General features: G+C 61.9%; 18 protein-coding genes. 9 read left to right on the forward strand and 9 right to left on the reverse strand.

The genetic code is table 11. The annotated features are described in order from the left end of the window. Positions 1–16: 16 nt before the first annotated feature. The 4 genes from trmD to ffh all read right to left on the reverse strand — a co-directional run bounded on the left by trmD (position 17) and on the right by ffh (position 3,192). Complete coding sequence (gene trmD, locus K0P33_RS26255) at positions 17–790, reverse strand: tRNA (guanosine(37)-N1)-methyltransferase TrmD (protein WP_016977714.1); 774 nt, start codon at positions 788–790, stop codon at positions 17–19. Then, positions 772–1,308, reverse strand: coding sequence for a ribosome maturation factor RimM (rimM, locus tag K0P33_RS26260; RefSeq protein WP_242152354.1), 537 nt, complete (start codon positions 1,306–1,308; stop codon positions 772–774). Before rimM ends, trmD begins: the two co-directional genes overlap by 19 nt. A gap of 5 nt (positions 1,309–1,313) precedes the next feature. Further along, positions 1,314–1,565: a 30S ribosomal protein S16 gene (gene rpsP, locus K0P33_RS26265; RefSeq protein ID WP_003238923.1), complete on the reverse strand. Its 252-nt coding sequence runs from the start codon at positions 1,563–1,565 to the stop codon at positions 1,314–1,316. 250 nt (positions 1,566–1,815) lie between these two features. Next, positions 1,816–3,192 carry a signal recognition particle protein gene (gene ffh / locus K0P33_RS26270; protein WP_010207982.1) on the reverse strand — a complete coding sequence of 459 codons (1,377 nt, stop codon included), beginning with the start codon at positions 3,190–3,192 and terminating at the stop codon, positions 1,816–1,818. A 243-nt stretch (positions 3,193–3,435) separates the two neighbouring features. Between ffh and ccsA the strand changes: the two genes are divergently transcribed. The 3 genes from ccsA to K0P33_RS26285 all read left to right on the forward strand — a co-directional run bounded on the left by ccsA (position 3,436) and on the right by K0P33_RS26285 (position 7,171). Further along, positions 3,436–4,239, forward strand: a complete 804-nt coding sequence (gene ccsA / locus K0P33_RS26275) for a cytochrome c biogenesis protein CcsA (protein ID WP_242152357.1) — start codon at positions 3,436–3,438, stop codon at positions 4,237–4,239. A 12-nt stretch (positions 4,240–4,251) separates the two neighbouring features. Then, positions 4,252–5,490 carry a transporter associated domain-containing protein gene (locus K0P33_RS26280; RefSeq protein ID WP_094951943.1) on the forward strand — a complete coding sequence of 413 codons (1,239 nt, stop codon included), beginning with the start codon at positions 4,252–4,254 and terminating at the stop codon, positions 5,488–5,490. 370 nt (positions 5,491–5,860) lie between these two features. Then, positions 5,861–7,171 (forward strand): MFS transporter, encoded by a 1,311-nt coding sequence (locus K0P33_RS26285; RefSeq protein ID WP_094951942.1) that lies wholly within the window; start codon positions 5,861–5,863, stop codon positions 7,169–7,171. A gap of 121 nt (positions 7,172–7,292) precedes the next feature. Here the strand turns inward: K0P33_RS26285 and purT are convergent, their stop codons facing one another. The 5 genes from purT to K0P33_RS26310 all read right to left on the reverse strand — a co-directional run bounded on the left by purT (position 7,293) and on the right by K0P33_RS26310 (position 10,550). Beyond that, positions 7,293–8,474 carry a formate-dependent phosphoribosylglycinamide formyltransferase gene (purT, locus tag K0P33_RS26290; protein WP_094951941.1) on the reverse strand — a complete coding sequence of 394 codons (1,182 nt, stop codon included), beginning with the start codon at positions 8,472–8,474 and terminating at the stop codon, positions 7,293–7,295. Between the two features lie 69 nt (positions 8,475–8,543). Continuing rightward, a complete protein-coding gene (locus K0P33_RS26295; RefSeq protein ID WP_056858699.1) occupies positions 8,544–9,011 on the reverse strand; it encodes a VUT family protein in 468 nt (155 codons plus the stop codon). A 163-nt stretch (positions 9,012–9,174) separates the two neighbouring features. After that, complete coding sequence (locus tag K0P33_RS26300) at positions 9,175–9,390, reverse strand: DUF1289 domain-containing protein (RefSeq protein ID WP_083356907.1); 216 nt, start codon at positions 9,388–9,390, stop codon at positions 9,175–9,177. Continuing rightward, complete coding sequence (locus tag K0P33_RS26305; RefSeq protein ID WP_071485746.1) at positions 9,387–9,911, reverse strand: gamma carbonic anhydrase family protein; 525 nt, start codon at positions 9,909–9,911, stop codon at positions 9,387–9,389. The genes K0P33_RS26300 and K0P33_RS26305 overlap by 4 nt, the downstream gene beginning before the upstream one ends. Positions 9,912–9,947: 36 nt before the next feature. Further along, complete coding sequence (locus tag K0P33_RS26310) at positions 9,948–10,550, reverse strand: CoA pyrophosphatase (protein ID WP_094951938.1); 603 nt, start codon at positions 10,548–10,550, stop codon at positions 9,948–9,950. A gap of 145 nt (positions 10,551–10,695) precedes the next feature. On the opposite strand from K0P33_RS26310, the gene K0P33_RS26315 reads away from it, so the two are divergent. The 6 genes from K0P33_RS26315 (at position 10,696) to ptsP (ending at position 17,470) form a co-directional block, all read left to right on the forward strand. Beyond that, entirely contained in the window at positions 10,696–11,244 is a 549-nt protein-coding gene (locus tag K0P33_RS26315; protein ID WP_094951937.1) for an NUDIX hydrolase, read from the forward strand. A 40-nt stretch (positions 11,245–11,284) separates the two neighbouring features. Further along, a complete protein-coding gene (locus K0P33_RS26320; protein ID WP_094951936.1) occupies positions 11,285–11,788 on the forward strand; it encodes a L,D-transpeptidase family protein in 504 nt (167 codons plus the stop codon). Positions 11,789–12,051: 263 nt separating this feature from the next. After that, on the forward strand, positions 12,052–12,810 hold the full coding sequence (locus K0P33_RS26325) for a GntR family transcriptional regulator (protein ID WP_094951935.1): 759 nt from the start codon (positions 12,052–12,054) through the stop codon (positions 12,808–12,810). 10 nt (positions 12,811–12,820) lie between these two features. Then, complete coding sequence (gene nagA / locus K0P33_RS26330; RefSeq protein ID WP_242152361.1) at positions 12,821–13,927, forward strand: N-acetylglucosamine-6-phosphate deacetylase; 1,107 nt, start codon at positions 12,821–12,823, stop codon at positions 13,925–13,927. Beyond that, positions 13,908–14,930 (forward strand): SIS domain-containing protein, encoded by a 1,023-nt coding sequence (locus K0P33_RS26335; RefSeq protein WP_094951933.1) that lies wholly within the window; start codon positions 13,908–13,910, stop codon positions 14,928–14,930. Before nagA ends, K0P33_RS26335 begins: the two co-directional genes overlap by 20 nt. A 29-nt stretch (positions 14,931–14,959) precedes the next feature. Then, the gene (ptsP, locus tag K0P33_RS26340) at positions 14,960–17,470 is read left to right on the forward strand and encodes a phosphoenolpyruvate--protein phosphotransferase (RefSeq protein WP_242152364.1); all 2,511 of its coding nucleotides are present in this window, start codon (positions 14,960–14,962) and stop codon (positions 17,468–17,470) included. Positions 17,471–17,474 lie beyond the last annotated feature (4 nt).

Raw genomic sequence — 17,474 nt, forward strand, 5'->3', positions numbered from 1 at the left:
TACCATCGATACGTTGTTAACTATCGTCCCGCGCGAGGATGTATTCCTCGAGCAGCTTCTTCTCTTCTCCAGAAAGCGAGCGGCTTTCCAGAAGATCGGCGCGTCGTTCATAGGTCCGACCAAGGGACTGCTGTAAACGCCAACGCCGGATGTGTGCGTGATTGCCACTTAGCAATACGTCGGGAACACGCTGATCCGCATACACCTCCGGTCGGGTGTAGTGCGGGCAATCCAGCAAACCATCCGTGAAGGAATCTTCCTCCGCGGAGTCCGCATGCCCTAAAGCTCCAGGCAGCAGTCGTGTAACCGCATCTATCAGGACCATCGCCGGCAGCTCGCCGCCAGACAGGACATAGTCCCCAATCGACCACTCTTCATCGACATGAGCTTCAATAAACCGCTCGTCAATGCCTTCATAGCGACCGGCAATCAGGATCAGTGCTTCCTCATTCGCCAGTTCGCGGACCCCAGCCTGTTTCAGCTGACGGCCTTGAGGGGACAGGTAAATTACCTTCGCCTTCTCCCCGGCGGCAGCCTTGGCCTGAACCAACGCGTCTTCCAGGGGCTTGATCTTCATCACCATGCCCGGGCCACCGCCAAATGGGCGGTCATCCACAGTGTGATGTCGATCTGTCGTGTAGTCTCGCGGGTTCCAACAGGTGAGCTGCAACAGCCCCTGTTTCACCGCCCGACTGGTGATGCCGTACTCGCTGATGGCGGAGAACATCTCGGGAAACAAACTGATCACTTCAATGCGCAAATTAGCCACGCTTAGAAGTCCGCGTCCCATTCCACCTTCATCTCGCCCGCTGCCAGGTCGACGGCCAACACGCATTGCTCGGTATACGGCAACAAGCGTTCGCGATCATCCAGGCTGCCAGCGCAAGGCTTGACCACCATTACATCATTGGCGCCGGTTTCCAGAAGATGATCGATTCTCCCGAGCAATTGCCCGAGTTGATCAATAACCTTCAGACCTTCCAGCTGGTACCAGTAGTACTCGCCGTCGGTCAATTCAGGGAACAGGTTGCGCGGCACGCAGATCTCATAACCGGCCAGAAGACGCGCTTCTTCACGATCATCAAGACCCTTGAGCTTTGCGACCAGGAACTTATCGCTCCCGCGTCCACTGACCAGCTCGACCTGTTTCACACTACCTTCGCGCTTGAGCGTCCAGGTTTTGTACTGCAACAGGTTTTCAGTCGGATCAGTAAAGGAATACACCTTCACTTCGCCGCGAACGCCATGAACAGAGTAAATCTTGCCGATAACGATCAAATCATCAGCAACAGCTGGCGTCGCGTTCATATTGCTCAGGCTGCGGCCTTAGCCGAGTCCTTCAACAACTTAGCAACACGCTCAGACGGTTGTGCACCAACGCTCAGCCAGTAGGCTACGCGCTCTTGGTTCACGGACAGACGAACTTCTTGACCACGAGCGATCGGGTTGAAGAAGCCAACTTGTTCCTTGTGAGAGCCGTCACGTGGGTTGCGGCTGTCAGTTACGGTCAAGTGGTAAAACGGGCGCTTTTTGGAGCCGCCAAGGGCAAGACGGATTGTTAGCATGTGAACATCGTTCCTGTAGTCGGTGCTGCAAATCTAAATGCACAGCGGGCATAGGTGCCCGAAAGGCCGCATATTCTAAGGAATATCCGGACTTTTGCAAATGTCTTTTTCTGGCGCCTATCAGCGTGCCACTCAGATCTGCTATAGAGCCGTCGGTTAAAACGGCGAGTCAGCTCCCGCCAATGGCGGGTTTGCTGGAGATCCCACTTCCTTGTGGGTCGGAGCGCAAGCGTGCTTGCGCTCGAATACTTTACATTTTCGGCATGCCGCCGCCGGGCAACATACCGCCCATGCCGCGCATCATCTTGGCCATTCCGCCTTTCGCGGAGAATTTCTTCATCATCTTCTGCATCTGCTTGTGCTGCTTGATCAAGCGACCGATGTCCTGCACCTGGGTGCCGGAGCCCATGGCGATCCGACGTTTGCGCGAACCGCTGATCAGCTCAGGGTCGCGGCGCTCGGCCGGGGTCATGGAATTGATGATGGCTTCCATCTGCTTGAACTGCTTCTCTGCCGCGCCCTGGGCATTGCCCATTTGCGCCAGGTTCACACCGCCGATGTTCGGCAGCTTGTCCATCAGGCCGCCGAGGCCGCCCATGTTCTTCATTTGTTGCAGCTGGTCACGGAAGTCTTCGAGGTCGAAGCCCTTGCCCTTCTTCAGCTTCTTGGCCAGCTTGTCGGCCTTGTCTTTGTCGAGCGTGGCTTCGGCCTGCTCGATCAGGCTGAGCACGTCGCCCATGCCGAGGATACGCGAGGCGATCCGCTCAGGGTGGAACGGCTCGAGCGCGTCGCTCTTCTCGCCCATACCAATAAACTTGATCGGCTTGCCGGTGATGGCGCGTACCGACAGCGCGGCGCCGCCACGGGCGTCGCCGTCAACCTTGGTCAGGATCACGCCGGTCAGCGGCAGTGCGTCGCCGAAGGCCTTAGCGGTGTTGGCCGCATCCTGGCCGGTCATGGCGTCGACCACGAACAGCGTCTCGACCGGGTTGATCGCCGCATGCAGCGCCTTGATCTCGCCCATCATCTCTTCGTCGATGTGCAGGCGACCGGCGGTATCGACGATGACCACGTCGATGAATTTCAGCTTGGCTTCTTTAATGGCCGCGTTGGCAATGTCGACCGGCTTCTGGCTCAGGTCGGACGGGAAGAAGGTCACACCCACTTCGCCCGCGAGCATTTCCAACTGCTTGATGGCCGCCGGACGGTACACGTCGGCCGACACCACCATCACGGATTTCTTCTTGCGCTCTTTAAGGAAGCGCGCCAGCTTGCCGGCGGTGGTGGTCTTACCCGCACCTTGCAAACCAGCCATCAGCACGACGGCCGGTGGCACGGCGCTGAGGTTCAAATCTTCGTTGGCCGCGCCCATCAGGCTTTCGAGTTCGGCCTGCACGATCTTCACAAAGGCCTGGCCCGGGGTCAGGCTGCGGGACACTTCGGTGCCGACCGCACGCTCCTTGACCGAGTTGACGAAGTCCTTCACCACCGGCAAGGCCACGTCGGCTTCCAGCAACGCCATGCGTACTTCACGCAGGGTGTCTTTAATATTGTCCTCGGTCAGCTTGGCCTTGCCGGTTACGTGGCGCAGCGTCTGCGAGAGACGGTCAGTCAGGTTTTCAAACATGCGCGATCCTTTCAGGCCCTATTCATCGAAATGCATTGGTAGACCGAGGTAATGGCAGCCCAGGCTGTGGTAAATCGCTATTAAAAACAGCGCTCGGCGAGCCTGCGGCGTGGGCAGGTCGCGGATTATAGCGAAGACTGCGCCTGTGCACACCCGCTGTCTGGCCCGGGAGTCTTTCGTGCAGCGTTGGTGTGTGCCAAACTCAGCGCCTTTCGGGCTTGTCTATCAGGATTTATGGTCCCCTTGTCACCCAGTTTGCTACCCAGCCTCGCCGCCGCACTCTTGTATGCCGCTGCGACTCTCTATCAGGGCACTCGCCTGGCCCAAGGCACCAAGGCGGACAAACGCCTGCTGGTGAGCCTTGGCGTCGTGGCCCTGCTGGCCCACGCCGCCAGCCTGTTCACCCACCTAATGACGCCGGTTGGCCTGGGCCTGGACTTTTTCAGCGCCGCCAGCCTGATCGCTGCTGCCGTGATCGCGCTAACCCTGCTGGCCTGCTACCGCATTCCGGTGGAAAACCTGCTGGTGCTGCTATTCCCGCTGGGAATGCTGACGGTGCTGCTGGCGCAATTCACCCCGACCGGCACCGTGCAGGTGATCGACGAGGAGCCGGGCATCCTCGCCCACATCCTGTTGTCGATCCTGGCCTACGGCATGTTCACCATCGCGGTGTTCCAGGCGTTGCTCCTGCTGCTGCAGGACCACCAGCTTAAAAACAAGCACCCGTCCGGGCTGATCAAGAACTTCCCGCCGCTGCAAACCATGGAAAGCCTGCTGTTCGGTTTCCTGTGGGCCGGCTGGACCCTGCTGTCGCTGTCGCTGATTTCCGGCTGGCTGTTCGTCGAAAACCTCTTCGCCCAACACCTGGTGCACAAAACCCTGCTGGCGTGCCTGGCCTGGGTGGTGTTCAGCGTGTTGCTGTGGGGGCGTAACCGCCTCGGCTGGCGTGGGCACAAGGCGATCCGCTGGACCCTGGCCGGTTTCTGCCTGCTGATGCTGGCCTATTTCGGCAGCAAGCTGGTTCGCGAATACATCCTGCATATCTGACGGGCAGCGATCATGAACAACTTGCCCCTTGGGCCGATGCTCGCCGTAATCGCCTTGCTGGTGTTATGGGCGGCGCTGTTTACCGCCATCGAAGCCGCGCAACAACACTTGCTGGCCCTGCGCCCCGGTACACGCCAGGGCGACAAGGCCGCCGCCCGCCTGAACTTCCCGCGTCACAGCCTGATTCTGTGCAACAGCCTGTGTCGCGCCGCCGTGGTAATTCTCTGCACGCTGCTGGCGATCTACGCCTGGGCTTTGAACGGCCCGTGGCTCGGCTGGCTGATCTCCTGCGCAATCTTGCTGGTGCTCGCCGACTACCTGCCCCGCGCCCTCGCGGTTCGCCACCCGCATGCCGTGCTGGGCTTTGGCAACACCCTGCTGGGCGTGCCGCTGAAAGTGCTCTACCCCGTGGCCTGGCTGCTCAATGGCATCAGCCTGTTGCTGCTGCGCCCGTTCGCGCGCAAATCCGGCGTGGTGAAAAAGAGCGACGAGCCGCTGCCTGACCATGACGACGAACCGGAGTCCGAGGCCGACGACAATCGCACGCCCGGTATGCCCGGCATCCATGCCCTCGACAACATCACGGTCAACGACATTCTGGTGCCGCGCAGCGAAGTGGACGGCATCAACCTGGATGACTCGATCGAAGAGATCATCGAGCAACTGCGCACCTCCCAGCGCACCCGCCTGCCGGTGTTCCACAGCGATATCAACCAAGTCGAAGCGGTGCTTAATACGCGGCAGATCCAACACCTGCTGCCCGACGCCAGCCTGACCAAAGAAGCCCTGCTCGCCGCCTGCCACGAGCCCTACTTCGTCCCCGAAAGCACGCCCCTGCAACTGCAATTGCTGAACTTTCACAAGCAGCAGCGGCGCCTGGGCATGGTGGTGGACGAATACGGCGAAGTGCTCGGTATTGTCACCCTGGAAGACATCCTCGAAGAGATCGTCGGTGAATTCGAAAGCGATCAGGCGGCGGACAACCCCCATATCGAAGCGCAGCCGGATGGCCGCTACATCATCGACGGCGCCGCTTCGATCCGCGAACTGAACAAGAGCCTCGGCTGGCACCTGCCCAGCGACGGCCCCAAGACCCTCAATGGCTTGGTCACCGAGGCGCTGGAGACCATTCCTGACTGCGCGGTGTGCCTGAAAATCGGCCGCTATCGCCTGGAAATCCTTGAGACCGAGGACAACCGCGTGAGCAAGGTGCTGATCTGGCACACCAGCCGCGTGCCGGTCGCCGCATAACTTTCTGGCACAGCACACTCCAATGTGGGAGCAGGCTTGTGTGGGAGCTGGCTTGCCTGCGATGGCATCACCTCGGTACTCCTGATGCACCGAGGCGCCTGTATCACAGGCAAGCCAGCTCCCACATTTAGCTTATCTGCGTGCCAGCACCCCTTGTTGGATCCGCAACCCCCTTCCTATAATCGGCACGGCTTACCCAAGCCCCGCCCGACCGCGTGCTACCCGCACTCAGCGCGTCCAGGCACTGCGTTACCATGTCTTACCGGTGTTTGCTCCCATCCCGAGCCGCTCCGCCTACGCCCCTGATCCATGGGTGTTCGACCAATAATAATCCGCGTCCAAACGCGCAATGACCGTCAGGGATACCTCCATGAGCACCACCTATAACGAGGCCGCGACCGCCGCCCCGCTCAACTCGACCGCACGGGTCGCCACGGCGAGCATCGTCGGCACCGCCATCGAGTTCTACGATTTCTATATCTATGCCACCGCTGCGGCGCTGGTGATCGGCCCGGTATTCTTCCCGCAGACCTCTGGCACCGCACAGATGCTGGCGTCGTTCCTGACCTTCGGCATCGCCTTCATCGCCCGCCCGCTGGGCTCGGCGCTGTTCGGCCACTTCGGTGACCGTATCGGGCGTAAATCCACCTTGGTGGCATCGTTGCTGCTGATGGGCGTGTGTACCACCCTGATTGGCCTGCTGCCGGGCTATGACAGCATCGGCGCCTGGGCACCGATCCTCTTGTGTGTGCTGCGTTTCGGCCAGGGCCTGGGGCTTGGCGGGGAATGGGGCGGCGCGGCGTTGCTGGCCACCGAAAACGCGCCGAAGGGCAAGCGCGGCTGGTTCGGCATGTTCCCACAACTGGGCCCCTCGATTGGCTTTCTGGCGGCCAACGGGCTGTTCCTGATCTTGGCCATGAGCCTGAACGACGAACAGTTCCGCAGTTGGGGCTGGCGTATTCCGTTCATCCTCAGCGCCGCACTGGTGATGGTCGGCCTGTATGCACGCCTTAAACTGCATGAAACCCCGGTATTCGCCAACGCCGTGGCCAAAGAAGCCCCGGTGAAAGTGCCGTTGGTGGAGTTGTTCAGCCAGCATTGGCTACCGGTGCTGCTGGGCGCCGCGTCGATGGTGGTGTGTTATGCGCTGTTCTACATCACCACCGCGTTCTCCCTGAGTTATGGCGTGTCGACGCTGGGCTACAGCCGCGAGACGTTCCTCGGTTTGCTGTGCTTTGCGGTGCTGTTCATGGGCTTGGCTACACCGCTGGCGGCCTTGGCCAGCGACCGTTACGGGCGCAAGCCGGTGCTGATCGTCGGCGCGGTCCTGGCCATTCTGTCGGGCTTTACCATGGAGCCGCTGCTCACCCACGGTTCGACTTGGGCGGTGGCGTTGTTCCTGGCGCTGGAGCTGTTCCTGATGGGCGTGACCTTCGCCCCAATGGGCGCGATGCTGCCGGAGCTGTTCCCCACGCGCGTGCGTTATACCGGTGCTTCGGCGGCGTATAACCTGGGTGGGATCGTCGGGGCGTCGGCCGCACCGTTCTTCGCGACCAAGCTGGTGGCGATGGGCGGGCTGAGTTATGTCGGCGGGTATGTGTCGGCGGCAGCGTTACTCAGCTTGATTGCTGTGCTGTGCCTGAAAGAGACGCGGGATAACGATTTGAACAAGGTCGCCTGAGCGCAGATCGTTCCCACGCTCGGCGTGGGAACGCCTCTTGTGACGCTCCGCGTCACGCCTTGGGACGCAGAGCATCCGGGGCTGCATTCCCACGCAGAGCGTGGGAACGATCTGCGTGGGGTTACAGCTCTACAACAACAGCCTTCGAAGCACGAGTCGCCTTAGCCCGAGCCGCCTCAATCGACTCATCCCGCGCCAACGCCACACCCATCCGACGCTGACCATTAACTTCTGGCTTACCAAACAGACGCAACGCCGTGTCCGGCTCGCTCAAGGCCGCGCCGAGGTTGGCAAAGGCGGTCTGGGTCGACTGCCCTTCCACCAGAATCACCGCCGAAGCCGAAGGCCCGAACTGACGGATCAACGGAATCGGCAGGCCCAGGATGGCGCGAGCGTGCAGCGCGAACTGCGACAGATCCTGAGAAATCAACGTCACCAAACCGGTGTCATGCGGGCGCGGCGACACTTCGCTGAACCACACCTGATCGCCCTTGATGAACAATTCCACGCCAAACAGGCCACGGCCACCCAGGGCCTCGGTCACGGCTTTGGCAACCCGCTCGGATTCCGCCAGGGCAATCGGGCTCATGGCTTGCGGCTGCCAGGATTCCTGGTAGTCGCCCTTCTCCTGACGGTGGCCGACCGGCGCGCAGAAGGTGGTGCCACCGATGTGGCGTACGGTCAGCAGGGTGATTTCGTAGTCGAAGTCGATAAAGCCTTCGATGATCACCCGGCCTTTACCAGCACGGCCGCCTTCCTGGGCGTAATCCCAGGCTTTGCGCACGTCATCAGCGCTGCGCAGCAGGCTCTGGCCCTTGCCCGAGGAGCTCATCACCGGCTTGACCACACACGGGAAGCCCAGGTCTTGCACGGCCTTGCTGTAGTCTTCGAAGGTGTCAGCGAAGTGGTACGGCGAGGTCGGCAGGTCCAGCTCTTCAGCGGCCAGGCGACGGATGCCTTCACGGTTCATGGTCAGCGAGGTGGCGCGCGCGGTCGGGATCACGGTGAAGCCTTCGGCCTCCAGCTCCACCAGCGTAGCGGTGGCGATGGCTTCGATTTCCGGCACGATGAAGTGCGGTTTCTCGGCTTCGATCACGGCACGCAGGGCGGCGCCGTCGAGCATATTGATCACATGGCTACGGTGCGCGACCTGCATGGCCGGGGCGTTGGCGTAGCGATCCACGGCAATCACTTCAACGCCCAGGCGTTGCAGTTCGATTACCACTTCCTTGCCCAGCTCACCGCAGCCACACAGCAAAACGCGGGTCGCGGTTGGCGACAGTGGAGTTCCGATTCGGGTCATCTCAGGTCCTCAGGGGAGCGGATCATGGGGAGAAAGGCCGGCATTTTACATGAACTGTAAGAATTGGCCTCAGTTGGCGACGGCGCGTTTGCGCATACGCCAGGCCATGATCAGCCACACCACCGTGACCCCGGCGAATTTCGACACCAATGCAGTGCCCGCGACCGCCGGTGTCAGGGCACCGATCAGGCCGAAGAAAATGAAGGTATCGAGGGGAATGCTCAGCGCCGAACTTATCCACAGGCGATCGTGCAACGGGCGCTTGGTAATGCTGAAGACCAGCCAGTCAATGCACTCGGACACCGCAAACGCCGTGGCGCTGGCCAGGGCGATGGACGGGTCAGAGGTGATATACGACAGCACCAGCGCCGCCAGCATGGCGATGATTGCGCCATGGCCGAAGCGGGTTTGCACCATGTCGCGCAGGATAAACACCAGGCCACCCCAAGCCGACCAGATGACATCCAGGTGCGGGGCGGTGGAAAAGGCGAAGTTGATCAGCACGACGCTGCTGATGTAGGCAATCAGGAAGAGCATGGCGGATGGACCTGTGAGCAATCGGCACAGGTTACTTCACATTTGGAAATATGTCGTCTCGCAGGGCCTCATCGCAGGCAAGCCAGCTCCCACATTTTGGCCGCATTCCTACAGGTTCAACGCGGCCACCTGTGGGAGCTGGCTTGCCTGCGATAGCGGTGGTTCAGGCGCCCGATTTCCCCGGCATCATCCACACCAACCCACTTACTTTCGCCCGCTCATGGCACAACCCCAGCACCACCCGGCGCTCGGCATTGTCCATGCGGCTCCACCGCGTGATCTCATCCACCGTACGCTGGCAACCGGTGCAAATGTCGTCATCATCCAGCGCGCAAATGTTCACGCACGGCGAGGCGACGGGGCGTTCAATCGGGTTCATTCTTCCTGCTCAACCAAATCGCGCGCATAGCGCTGCGCGTTATGCACATAGTGCGCGGCGCTGGCTTCGAGCATGCGTTTTTGCGCCTCGGTCAGCTCACGCACCACCTTGCCCGGCGAGCCCATTACCAGCGAACCGTCGGGAATTTCCTTGCCTTCGCCGATCAGCGAGTTGGCGCCGATGATGCAATGCTTGCCGATCTTGGCACCGTTGAGGATCACCGCGTTGATGCCGATCAGGCTGTAGTCGTCGACGGTGCAACCGTGCAGCATCGCGTTGTGGCCGATGGTCACGCCGGTGCCCAGGGTCAGCGGGTAGCCCATGTCGGTGTGCATCACGCTGCCGTCCTGCACGTTGCTGTTCTTGCCGATCAGGATCAGCTCGTTGTCGCCACGCAATACCGCGTTGAACCACACGTTGGCGCCCTCTTCAAGCTTGACCTTGCCGACCAGCGTGGCATTCGGCGCCACCCAGCTGTGCGGATGAGTCTCGACGCGGGCGTCGCCCAGGCGGTATTTCATGGTGTGTCCTCACGGCGGTGCCATTCAAACGATGGCTTACGTATTGATGAAGCTCTTGGGTGGCTGGTGCAGGCTGATCTTGGCGTCGTCATAGAGCAGGTTGATCAGCTCGACAATCATGATCGCCGTCAGCCCCCAGATCTTGTATTCGCCAAACCGATAGCTGGGCACATACCAGCTGCGGCCCTGGTAATCGATGCGGTGGGTATGTTCGCGCGGGTCCTGGCGGAAAAACTCCAGGGGCACGCTGAACACGGCGGCGATTTCGGCGTCATTGGCCAGGTATTCGACGTAATCGGGGATAACACCGACATAGGGCGTTACACGAATGCCGTGCAAGGAGATCAGCGGGCTCAACGGGCCGATGACTTCCACCAGGCCGGGCGGCAGGCCGATTTCTTCTTCGGCCTCACGTAGCGCGGTAAAGATCAGGTCCGGGTCTTCGGGGTCACGCCGCCCGCCCGGGAACGCCACTTCGCCGCCGTGGGTCGACAGGCCGCTGGCGCGCAGGGTCAGGATCAGCTCAGGTTCGTCGCTGCGGGTGATTGGCACCAACACGGCGGCCTCGGGGAAACGCCCGTCAGTTTCAAGCCGATGAGGGGTGTGGTTGCTTACCCGGCGAAGTAGCTCGTCCAGCATGAGTCATCTCGGTCTGTTGGCTACCTTGCATCATGCACCAAAGCTGGCAGGCACCCAACCCCAAACCCTGCGCATGTCGCGAAACGACAACTTGCAGGGCCCTGCCCGCCAAGCCAAGATAGGCCCACTCTCCAGGAACCCCAGCATGAACTTCTGCAGCCAGTGCGGCAAACCGGTTACCCAGCGCATTCCCGAAGGCGACGCACGCCTGCGCTATGTGTGTGATCACTGCTCAACCATCCACTATCAGAACCCCAATATCGTCGCCGGCACCGTGCCGGTCTGGGGCGATAAAGTGCTACTGTGCCGCCGTGCCATCGAGCCGCGCCTGGGTTACTGGACCCTGCCCGCAGGCTTTATGGAAAACGGCGAAACCGTGGAACAGGCCGCTATGCGCGAAACCTTGGAAGAAGCCTGCGCCCACGTGCGCAACCTGAGCCTCTACACCCTGATCGACGTGCCGCACATCAGCCAGGTGCATATCTTCTACCGCGCCGAACTGGTCGACCTGGACTTCGCCGCCGGCCCCGAAAGCCTTGAAGTGAAGCTGTTCGATGAAGCCGACATCCCTTGGTCAGAGCTGGCTTTCCGCACGGTCGGGCGTACCTTAGAATGCTTCTTCGCCGACCGTAAACAACAGCTGTTCCCGGTACGCAGCGAGTCGGTGCCGCCGATGACGCGGCCGGCCACATAACAATTCCAGGCAGCACCGTCTAACAAGGGAAACCGTTTTAATGCGTTGGTTGCTCGCTTTTATCTGCCTGTCGTTCGCTACCCTGTCTTCGGCCTCCACGGTGGAAACCCTGGGCGGCAAACCTGTCGAGAAAGTCCTGGTGCTCAAGTCGGCCCACCAGTTGCAGTTGATCAACGACGGTAAGCCGCTGAAGACCTATCGCATCTCGCTCGGCAAAAACCCCAAGGGCACCAAGCTGTTCGAAGGCGACCGCCGCACGCCGGAAGGCTTGTATTGGATCGACTGGCGCAAAACCAGCGACCGCTTCAACCTCGCCATGCACATCTCCTACCCGAATATCAGCGACTCCGCGCGCGCGCGCCGTGAAGGCGTGAAACCGGGCAGCATGATCATGATCCACGGCACCCCCGACACCGAGGAATACCCGGAGCAGTGGTTCCACACCCTGGACTGGACCGACGGCTGTATCGGCATGCGCAACGTGGACATGCGCGAAGTCTGGAACTTGGTCAAAGACGGCACCCTGATCGAGATTCGGCCGTAAACACCTACCGTTGGTAAAATAATCTGAAAATAATTCCTGCCCTTGGCAGCGCCTGCCGGTGAATACCAGTTCACCGCGCCGGGCTGCGTAGTTCTGCGCGCGATACAGACCTCTCTAATACCACTTGATACCAGGCACAAATAAAGCGCCCTAAAACCGGGTTCCGCACCGTTTTGGCAGCATTGACATGGTATTTAAGTGGTATTAATTTCCGGCCATTACCGGGCGACAACACTCCAATAACCGCATCGGAAACTTCACAGATGAACCCCATCCAGACGCTGCGCCCCGACGACAAACAATCCACGCCGCTGTACCTGCAACTGGCCCGCAACCTTGAAGCGGCGATCCATGCCGGCCAGTGGAAATCCGAGCAGGCTTTGCCCTCGGAACGTGCCCTCAGCGAGCAACTGAGCATCTCGCGGGTGACCGCGCGTAAAGCGCTGGAAGTGTTGTTTGCCCAAGGGCTGATTCGCCGCAGCCAAGGCTCCGGCACCTTTATCACGCCGCGCCTGGAACAACCGCTGTCACGCCTGTCGGGCTTCAGTGAAATGCTGCGGCTCAAGGGGTTTGTGCCCACGTCCCAATGGCTGGAGCGCGACATCACCCCGCCGACCCACGAAGAGCTGATCCGCCTGTGCCTGTCGCCTACCGACAAAGTCGCGCGCCTCAAACGTCTGCGTAAGGCCGATGACACGGTGATGGCAATTGAAATGACCGCCATGCCCGCCTCGGTGCTGCCGCACCCGCAAGCCATCGGCAATTCGCTGTACGAATACCTGGAAAGCATCGGCAAGCCTATCGTGCGTGCCCTGCAGCATATCCAGGCGATCAACGCCTCGGATGAGTTCGCCAAGCTGGTGGGCATTGCCCCCGGCACCGCCATGCTGCTGATGACGCGGGTCGGCTACACCGCCGACAACACCCCGATTGAAATCACCGACACCTACTGCCGCAACGACTACTACGACTTCGTCGCAGAGCTGCGCCGCCACGACTATTGCGCCGAACTGCGAATTTAGAGAACTGCCCATGTCCGAAGACAATATCCTCACGCCCAGCGGCTGGATTCGCGGCCGCCTGGTGCACGAACACGGCAAGGTGGTCGCCATCGACGGCACGCCGTGCGACCCGGCTGACAACGAACTGCCCTACCTGCTGCCAGGTTTCATCGACCTGCACGTACACGGCGGTGGCGGCAAAGACATCATGGAAGGCGTGGCAGCCTTCGAGACCATCACCCGCACCCACGTGCGTTTTGGTACGACGTCACTGCTGGCTACCACCATGACCGCACCGGTGGACGAAATCACCCGCGTGCTCAGTGAGCTCGGCATTTTCTGTGAACAGCGCCCAACCGGCAGCGCTCGCGTACTCGGCGTACACCTGGAAGGCCCTTACATCAACCCAGGCAAACTCGGCGCCCAACCCAACTTCGCCCACACCGCGCTGATGGCCGAAGTGGAAGCCTACCTGCAATTGGCGCCGATCCGGGTGATCACCATCGCCCCGGAAATCGCCGGGCATGACGGCCTGATCCGCGCCCTCAGCCAACGCGGCGTGCGCATGCAGATCGGCCACACCCTAGGCAGCTATGAAGAAGGCGTCGCCGCCCTCGCCGCCGGCGCCACCAGCTTCACGCATTTGTATAACGCCATGAGCCCGCTGCATCACCGCGAGCCGGGCATCGTCGGCGCCGCCTTGGCCCACGCCAAGTACGCAGAGTTGATCCCCGACCTGCTGCACGTACACCCCGGCGCCATGCGCGTGGCCCTGCGTTCGATCCCGTGCCTGTACTGCGTCACCGATTCCACCGCCGCCGCCGGCATGCCCGACGGCGAATACAAGCTGGGCAGCCACACCGTGACCAAATGCCTGGGCGGCGTGCGCCTGGCTGACGGCACCTTGGCCGGCAGCACCCTGACCATGGATCAGGCGCTGCGCAACCTGGTGAAAATAGGCCTGCCCATCAGCGAAGCCTCACAACGCCTGTCGCAATTTCCTGCGGACTACCTGGGCCTGGAAGAACGCGGGCGCCTGCAACCCGGCAGCTTTGCCGACTGCGTGCGCCTGGACCGCTCCCTGCACCTCACCGACGTAATGGTCGAAGGAGAAACCATTGACTTCAAAAATGCTTGAAGAGGCCCTGGCCTCTTGTGATGCCGTCGCGGCGCAACTGCAACGCCTGGACCCGATGCTCGAAGAGATCGCCGGGCGCCTGCGCCGTCAGCCACCGCAAGTGGCGATGACCATCGCCCGTGGCAGCTCGGACCATGCCGCCAGCTACTTCGCCTACCTGGCCATGCAGCACGTGGGCATCCCGGTGGCGTCGTTGCCGATGTCGGTGGTGACCTTGTTGCAAGCACCGTTGAAGGTCAGTGGGCAGGTGGCGTTTGGTTTCTCGCAGTCGGGGCAAAGCCCGGACCTGGTCAACAGCCTGCGCCTGTTGCGCAAACGCGGTGCCCTGAGCATTTCGCTGGTCAACGCCGAAGAGTCACCGCTGGAAGCCGCCTGCGAATTCCACCTGCCACTGTGCGCTGGGCCGGAACTCAGCGTGGCCGCGACCAAAAGCTTTATCGCCACCCTCAGCGCCAGCGCGCAGTTGATCGGCCACTGGAACCAGGAAGCCGACTTGCTGCAAGCCTGCCGCGCCCTGCCCGATGAATTGCGGGCAGCGGCCAAACAGGATTGGAGCAGCGCCATCGAGGCCTTGCGCGGTTGCCAGCAATTGATGGTGATCGGCCGTGGCGCCGGTTTTGCCATCGCCCAGGAAGCCGCGCTCAAGCTCAAGGAAACCTCGGCGATCCAGGCCGAAGCCTTCAGCAGCGCCGAAGTGCGCCACGGGCCGATGGCCCTGATCGACGAGAACTACCCGCTGCTGATATTCGCCCCACGCGGTGCCGAACAGCCCGGCCTGTTGAGCCTGGCCGCCGACATGCGCCAACGCGGCGCCCGCGTGCTGCTGGCTGCGCCGGACGATATCGCCGAACGCGACCTGACCCTGAGCCGCGCCGAACACCCAAGCCTGGACCCAATCCTGGCGATCCAAAGCTTTTACGTAATGGCCGCTGGCCTGGCTCAAGCCCGGGGCATGGACCCGGACCAGCCGCGCCACCTGAGCAAAGTTACCCGCACTCACTGAGTCGCGTTTTCCTGATGAGTACCGTGCCCATGTCCAACAACAATAATGAATTGACCCTAAGCGCCCCACTCAGTGGCTCGGTGCTGACCCTGGGCAACGTTCCCGACGAAGTGTTCGCCAGCGGCGCCATGGGCGACGGTATCGCCATCGACCCGCTCAACGATTGCCTGCACGCCCCCTGCGACGGCGTGATCATCCACGTCGCCCGCACCGGGCATGCTGTAACCATTCGCGCCGAGAACGGTGCCGAGGTGCTGATGCACGTGGGCATCGACACGGTGGAGCTGAATGGCGAAGGCTTTGCGCTGCTGGTGAAGGAAGGCGCACGGGTGAGCAAGGGCCAGGCCCTGGTGCAGTTTGATCTGGACCGGATTGCGCGCCAGTGCAAAAGCCTGGTCAGCCTGATTATCCTGACCAATGGCGAGCGCTTCGAGCTGCGGCCGGTGGCAGGAAAAACCGTCAAGGTCGGTGAGCCGTTGCTGCACATCGTGGCGCGCTCGGCGGCAACGGCGCAGGCGGTTGTGGATAACTCGGTCACCGAAGTCCGCGCCAGCGTGCGCATTACTCACCGTGGCGGTTTGCATGCGCGCCCCGCCGCGCTGGTCCGCAAAACCGCCCAAGGGTTCAGCAGCCAGGCGCAGCTGCACTTCGCCGGCAAATCCGCGCCGTGCGACAGCCTGATTGGCTTGATGGGGCTGGGGATCGGTGAAGGCGACGAGGTGCGCGTCACCTGTCGCGGCAAGGATTGCGAGGCGGCGTTGCAGGCGTTGGTTGCCGCGCTGTCCGTGGCCGTCAGTAAAGAACACCACGCGCCGGTGGCCGTGGCTCCGCGCCGTGCGAATACCGAAGTCGGTGTGTTGCAAGGCGTATGTGCTGCACCGGGCCTGGTGTGTGGGCCGTTGTTCCGCCTTACCGGTATTGAACTGCCGGCAGACGCCGGCAACCACTCGGCCGACGAACAACTGCAACGGCTGGACACGGCCCTTGAGCAAGTACGCGGCGAGATCCGCAACACCTTGGACCACGCCCGCCAACGCAAAAATATCGAAGAAGAAGAGATCTTCGCCGCCCACCTCGCCTTGCTGGAAGACCCGGCCCTGCTGGAAGCGGCCACCGCCGCCATCGAACACGGCAGCGCCGCCACCCACGCCTGGCGCGATGCGATCCAGGCGCAATGCGCGGTGTTGCTGGCGTTGGGCAAACCGCTGTTCGCCGAGCGCTCCAATGACCTGCGCGACTTGCAACAGCGGGTGTTGCGCGCACTGCTGGGCGAGGCCTGGCACTTCGAGTTGCCTGCCGGGGCGATTGTCAGCGCCCATGAACTGACGCCATCTGACTTGCTGCAACTGAGCACGCAACAGGCCGCTGGCATCTGCATGGCCGAAGGCGGCGCCACCTCCCACGTGGCCATTTTGGCCCGCGGCAAAGGCTTGCCTTGTGTGGTGGCGTTGGGCGCAGACGTGCTCGATGTGCCGCAAGGCCAGCGCGTGGTACTCGACGCGGTCAATGGGCGCCTGGAACTTGCGCCCAGCGACGCGCGCCACGCCGAAGTGCACCAGATTCGTGATGCACAGAAACTGCGCCGCCAGCAACAGCAAGCCCAAGCGCAGGAACCGGCGCGCACCACCGATGGCATCAGCATCGAAGTCGCCGCCAATGTCGCCTCCAGCGCCGAGGCCCAAGTGGCGTTTGAAAACGGCGCCGATGGCGTCGGCCTGTTGCGCACCGAATTCCTCTTCGTCGACCGCCGCACCGCGCCGGACGAACAGGAACAGCGCCAGGCCTATCAAGCCGTGTTGGATGCTATGGGCGACAAGGCAGTGATCATCCGCACCATCGACGTGGGCGGCGACAAGCAGCTCGACTACCTGCCACTGCCCGTGGAGGCCAACCCGGTGTTGGGCTTGCGCGGTATTCGCATGGCCCAGGTGCGCCCCGAATTGCTCGACCAGCAGCTGCGCGCGCTGCTGCAAGTCAGCCCGCTGGAACGTTGCCGCATCTTGCTGCCGATGGTCAGCGAAGTGGATGAACTGCTGCAGATCCGCCAGCGCCTGGATGAGTTGTGTGCCGAGCTGGGGCTGACCCAGCGCCCGGAGCTGGGCGTGATGATCGAAGTACCCGCCGCCGCGCTGATGGCCGAGCAGCTTGCGCTGTATGCAGACTTCCTCTCCATCGGCACCAATGACCTCTCCCAGTACACCCTGGCCATGGACCGCGACCACGCAGGCCTCGCCGCACGGGTCGATGCCTTACACCCGGCGCTGCTGCGGTTGATCGCACAGACCTGCGCCGGTGCGGCTAAACATGGGCGTTGGGTGGGTGTTTGCGGCGCCCTCGCGTCCGACCCGTTGGCCACGCCAGTGCTGATCGGCCTGGGCGTCAGCGAGCTGTCGGTGAGCCCGCCGCAAATTGGAGAAATCAAGGACCGCGTCCGCCACCTGGACGCGGCTCAATGCCGGCAACTCAGCCTGGGCCTGCTCGACCTGAGCAGCGCGAAGGCGGTTCGCCAAGCCTGTCAACACCACTGGCCGCTGAGCTGACAAC

The sequence above is a fragment of the Pseudomonas sp. ArH3a genome (genome assembly GCF_022648765.1).
Classification (GTDB): Bacteria; Pseudomonadota; Gammaproteobacteria; order Pseudomonadales; family Pseudomonadaceae; genus Aquipseudomonas.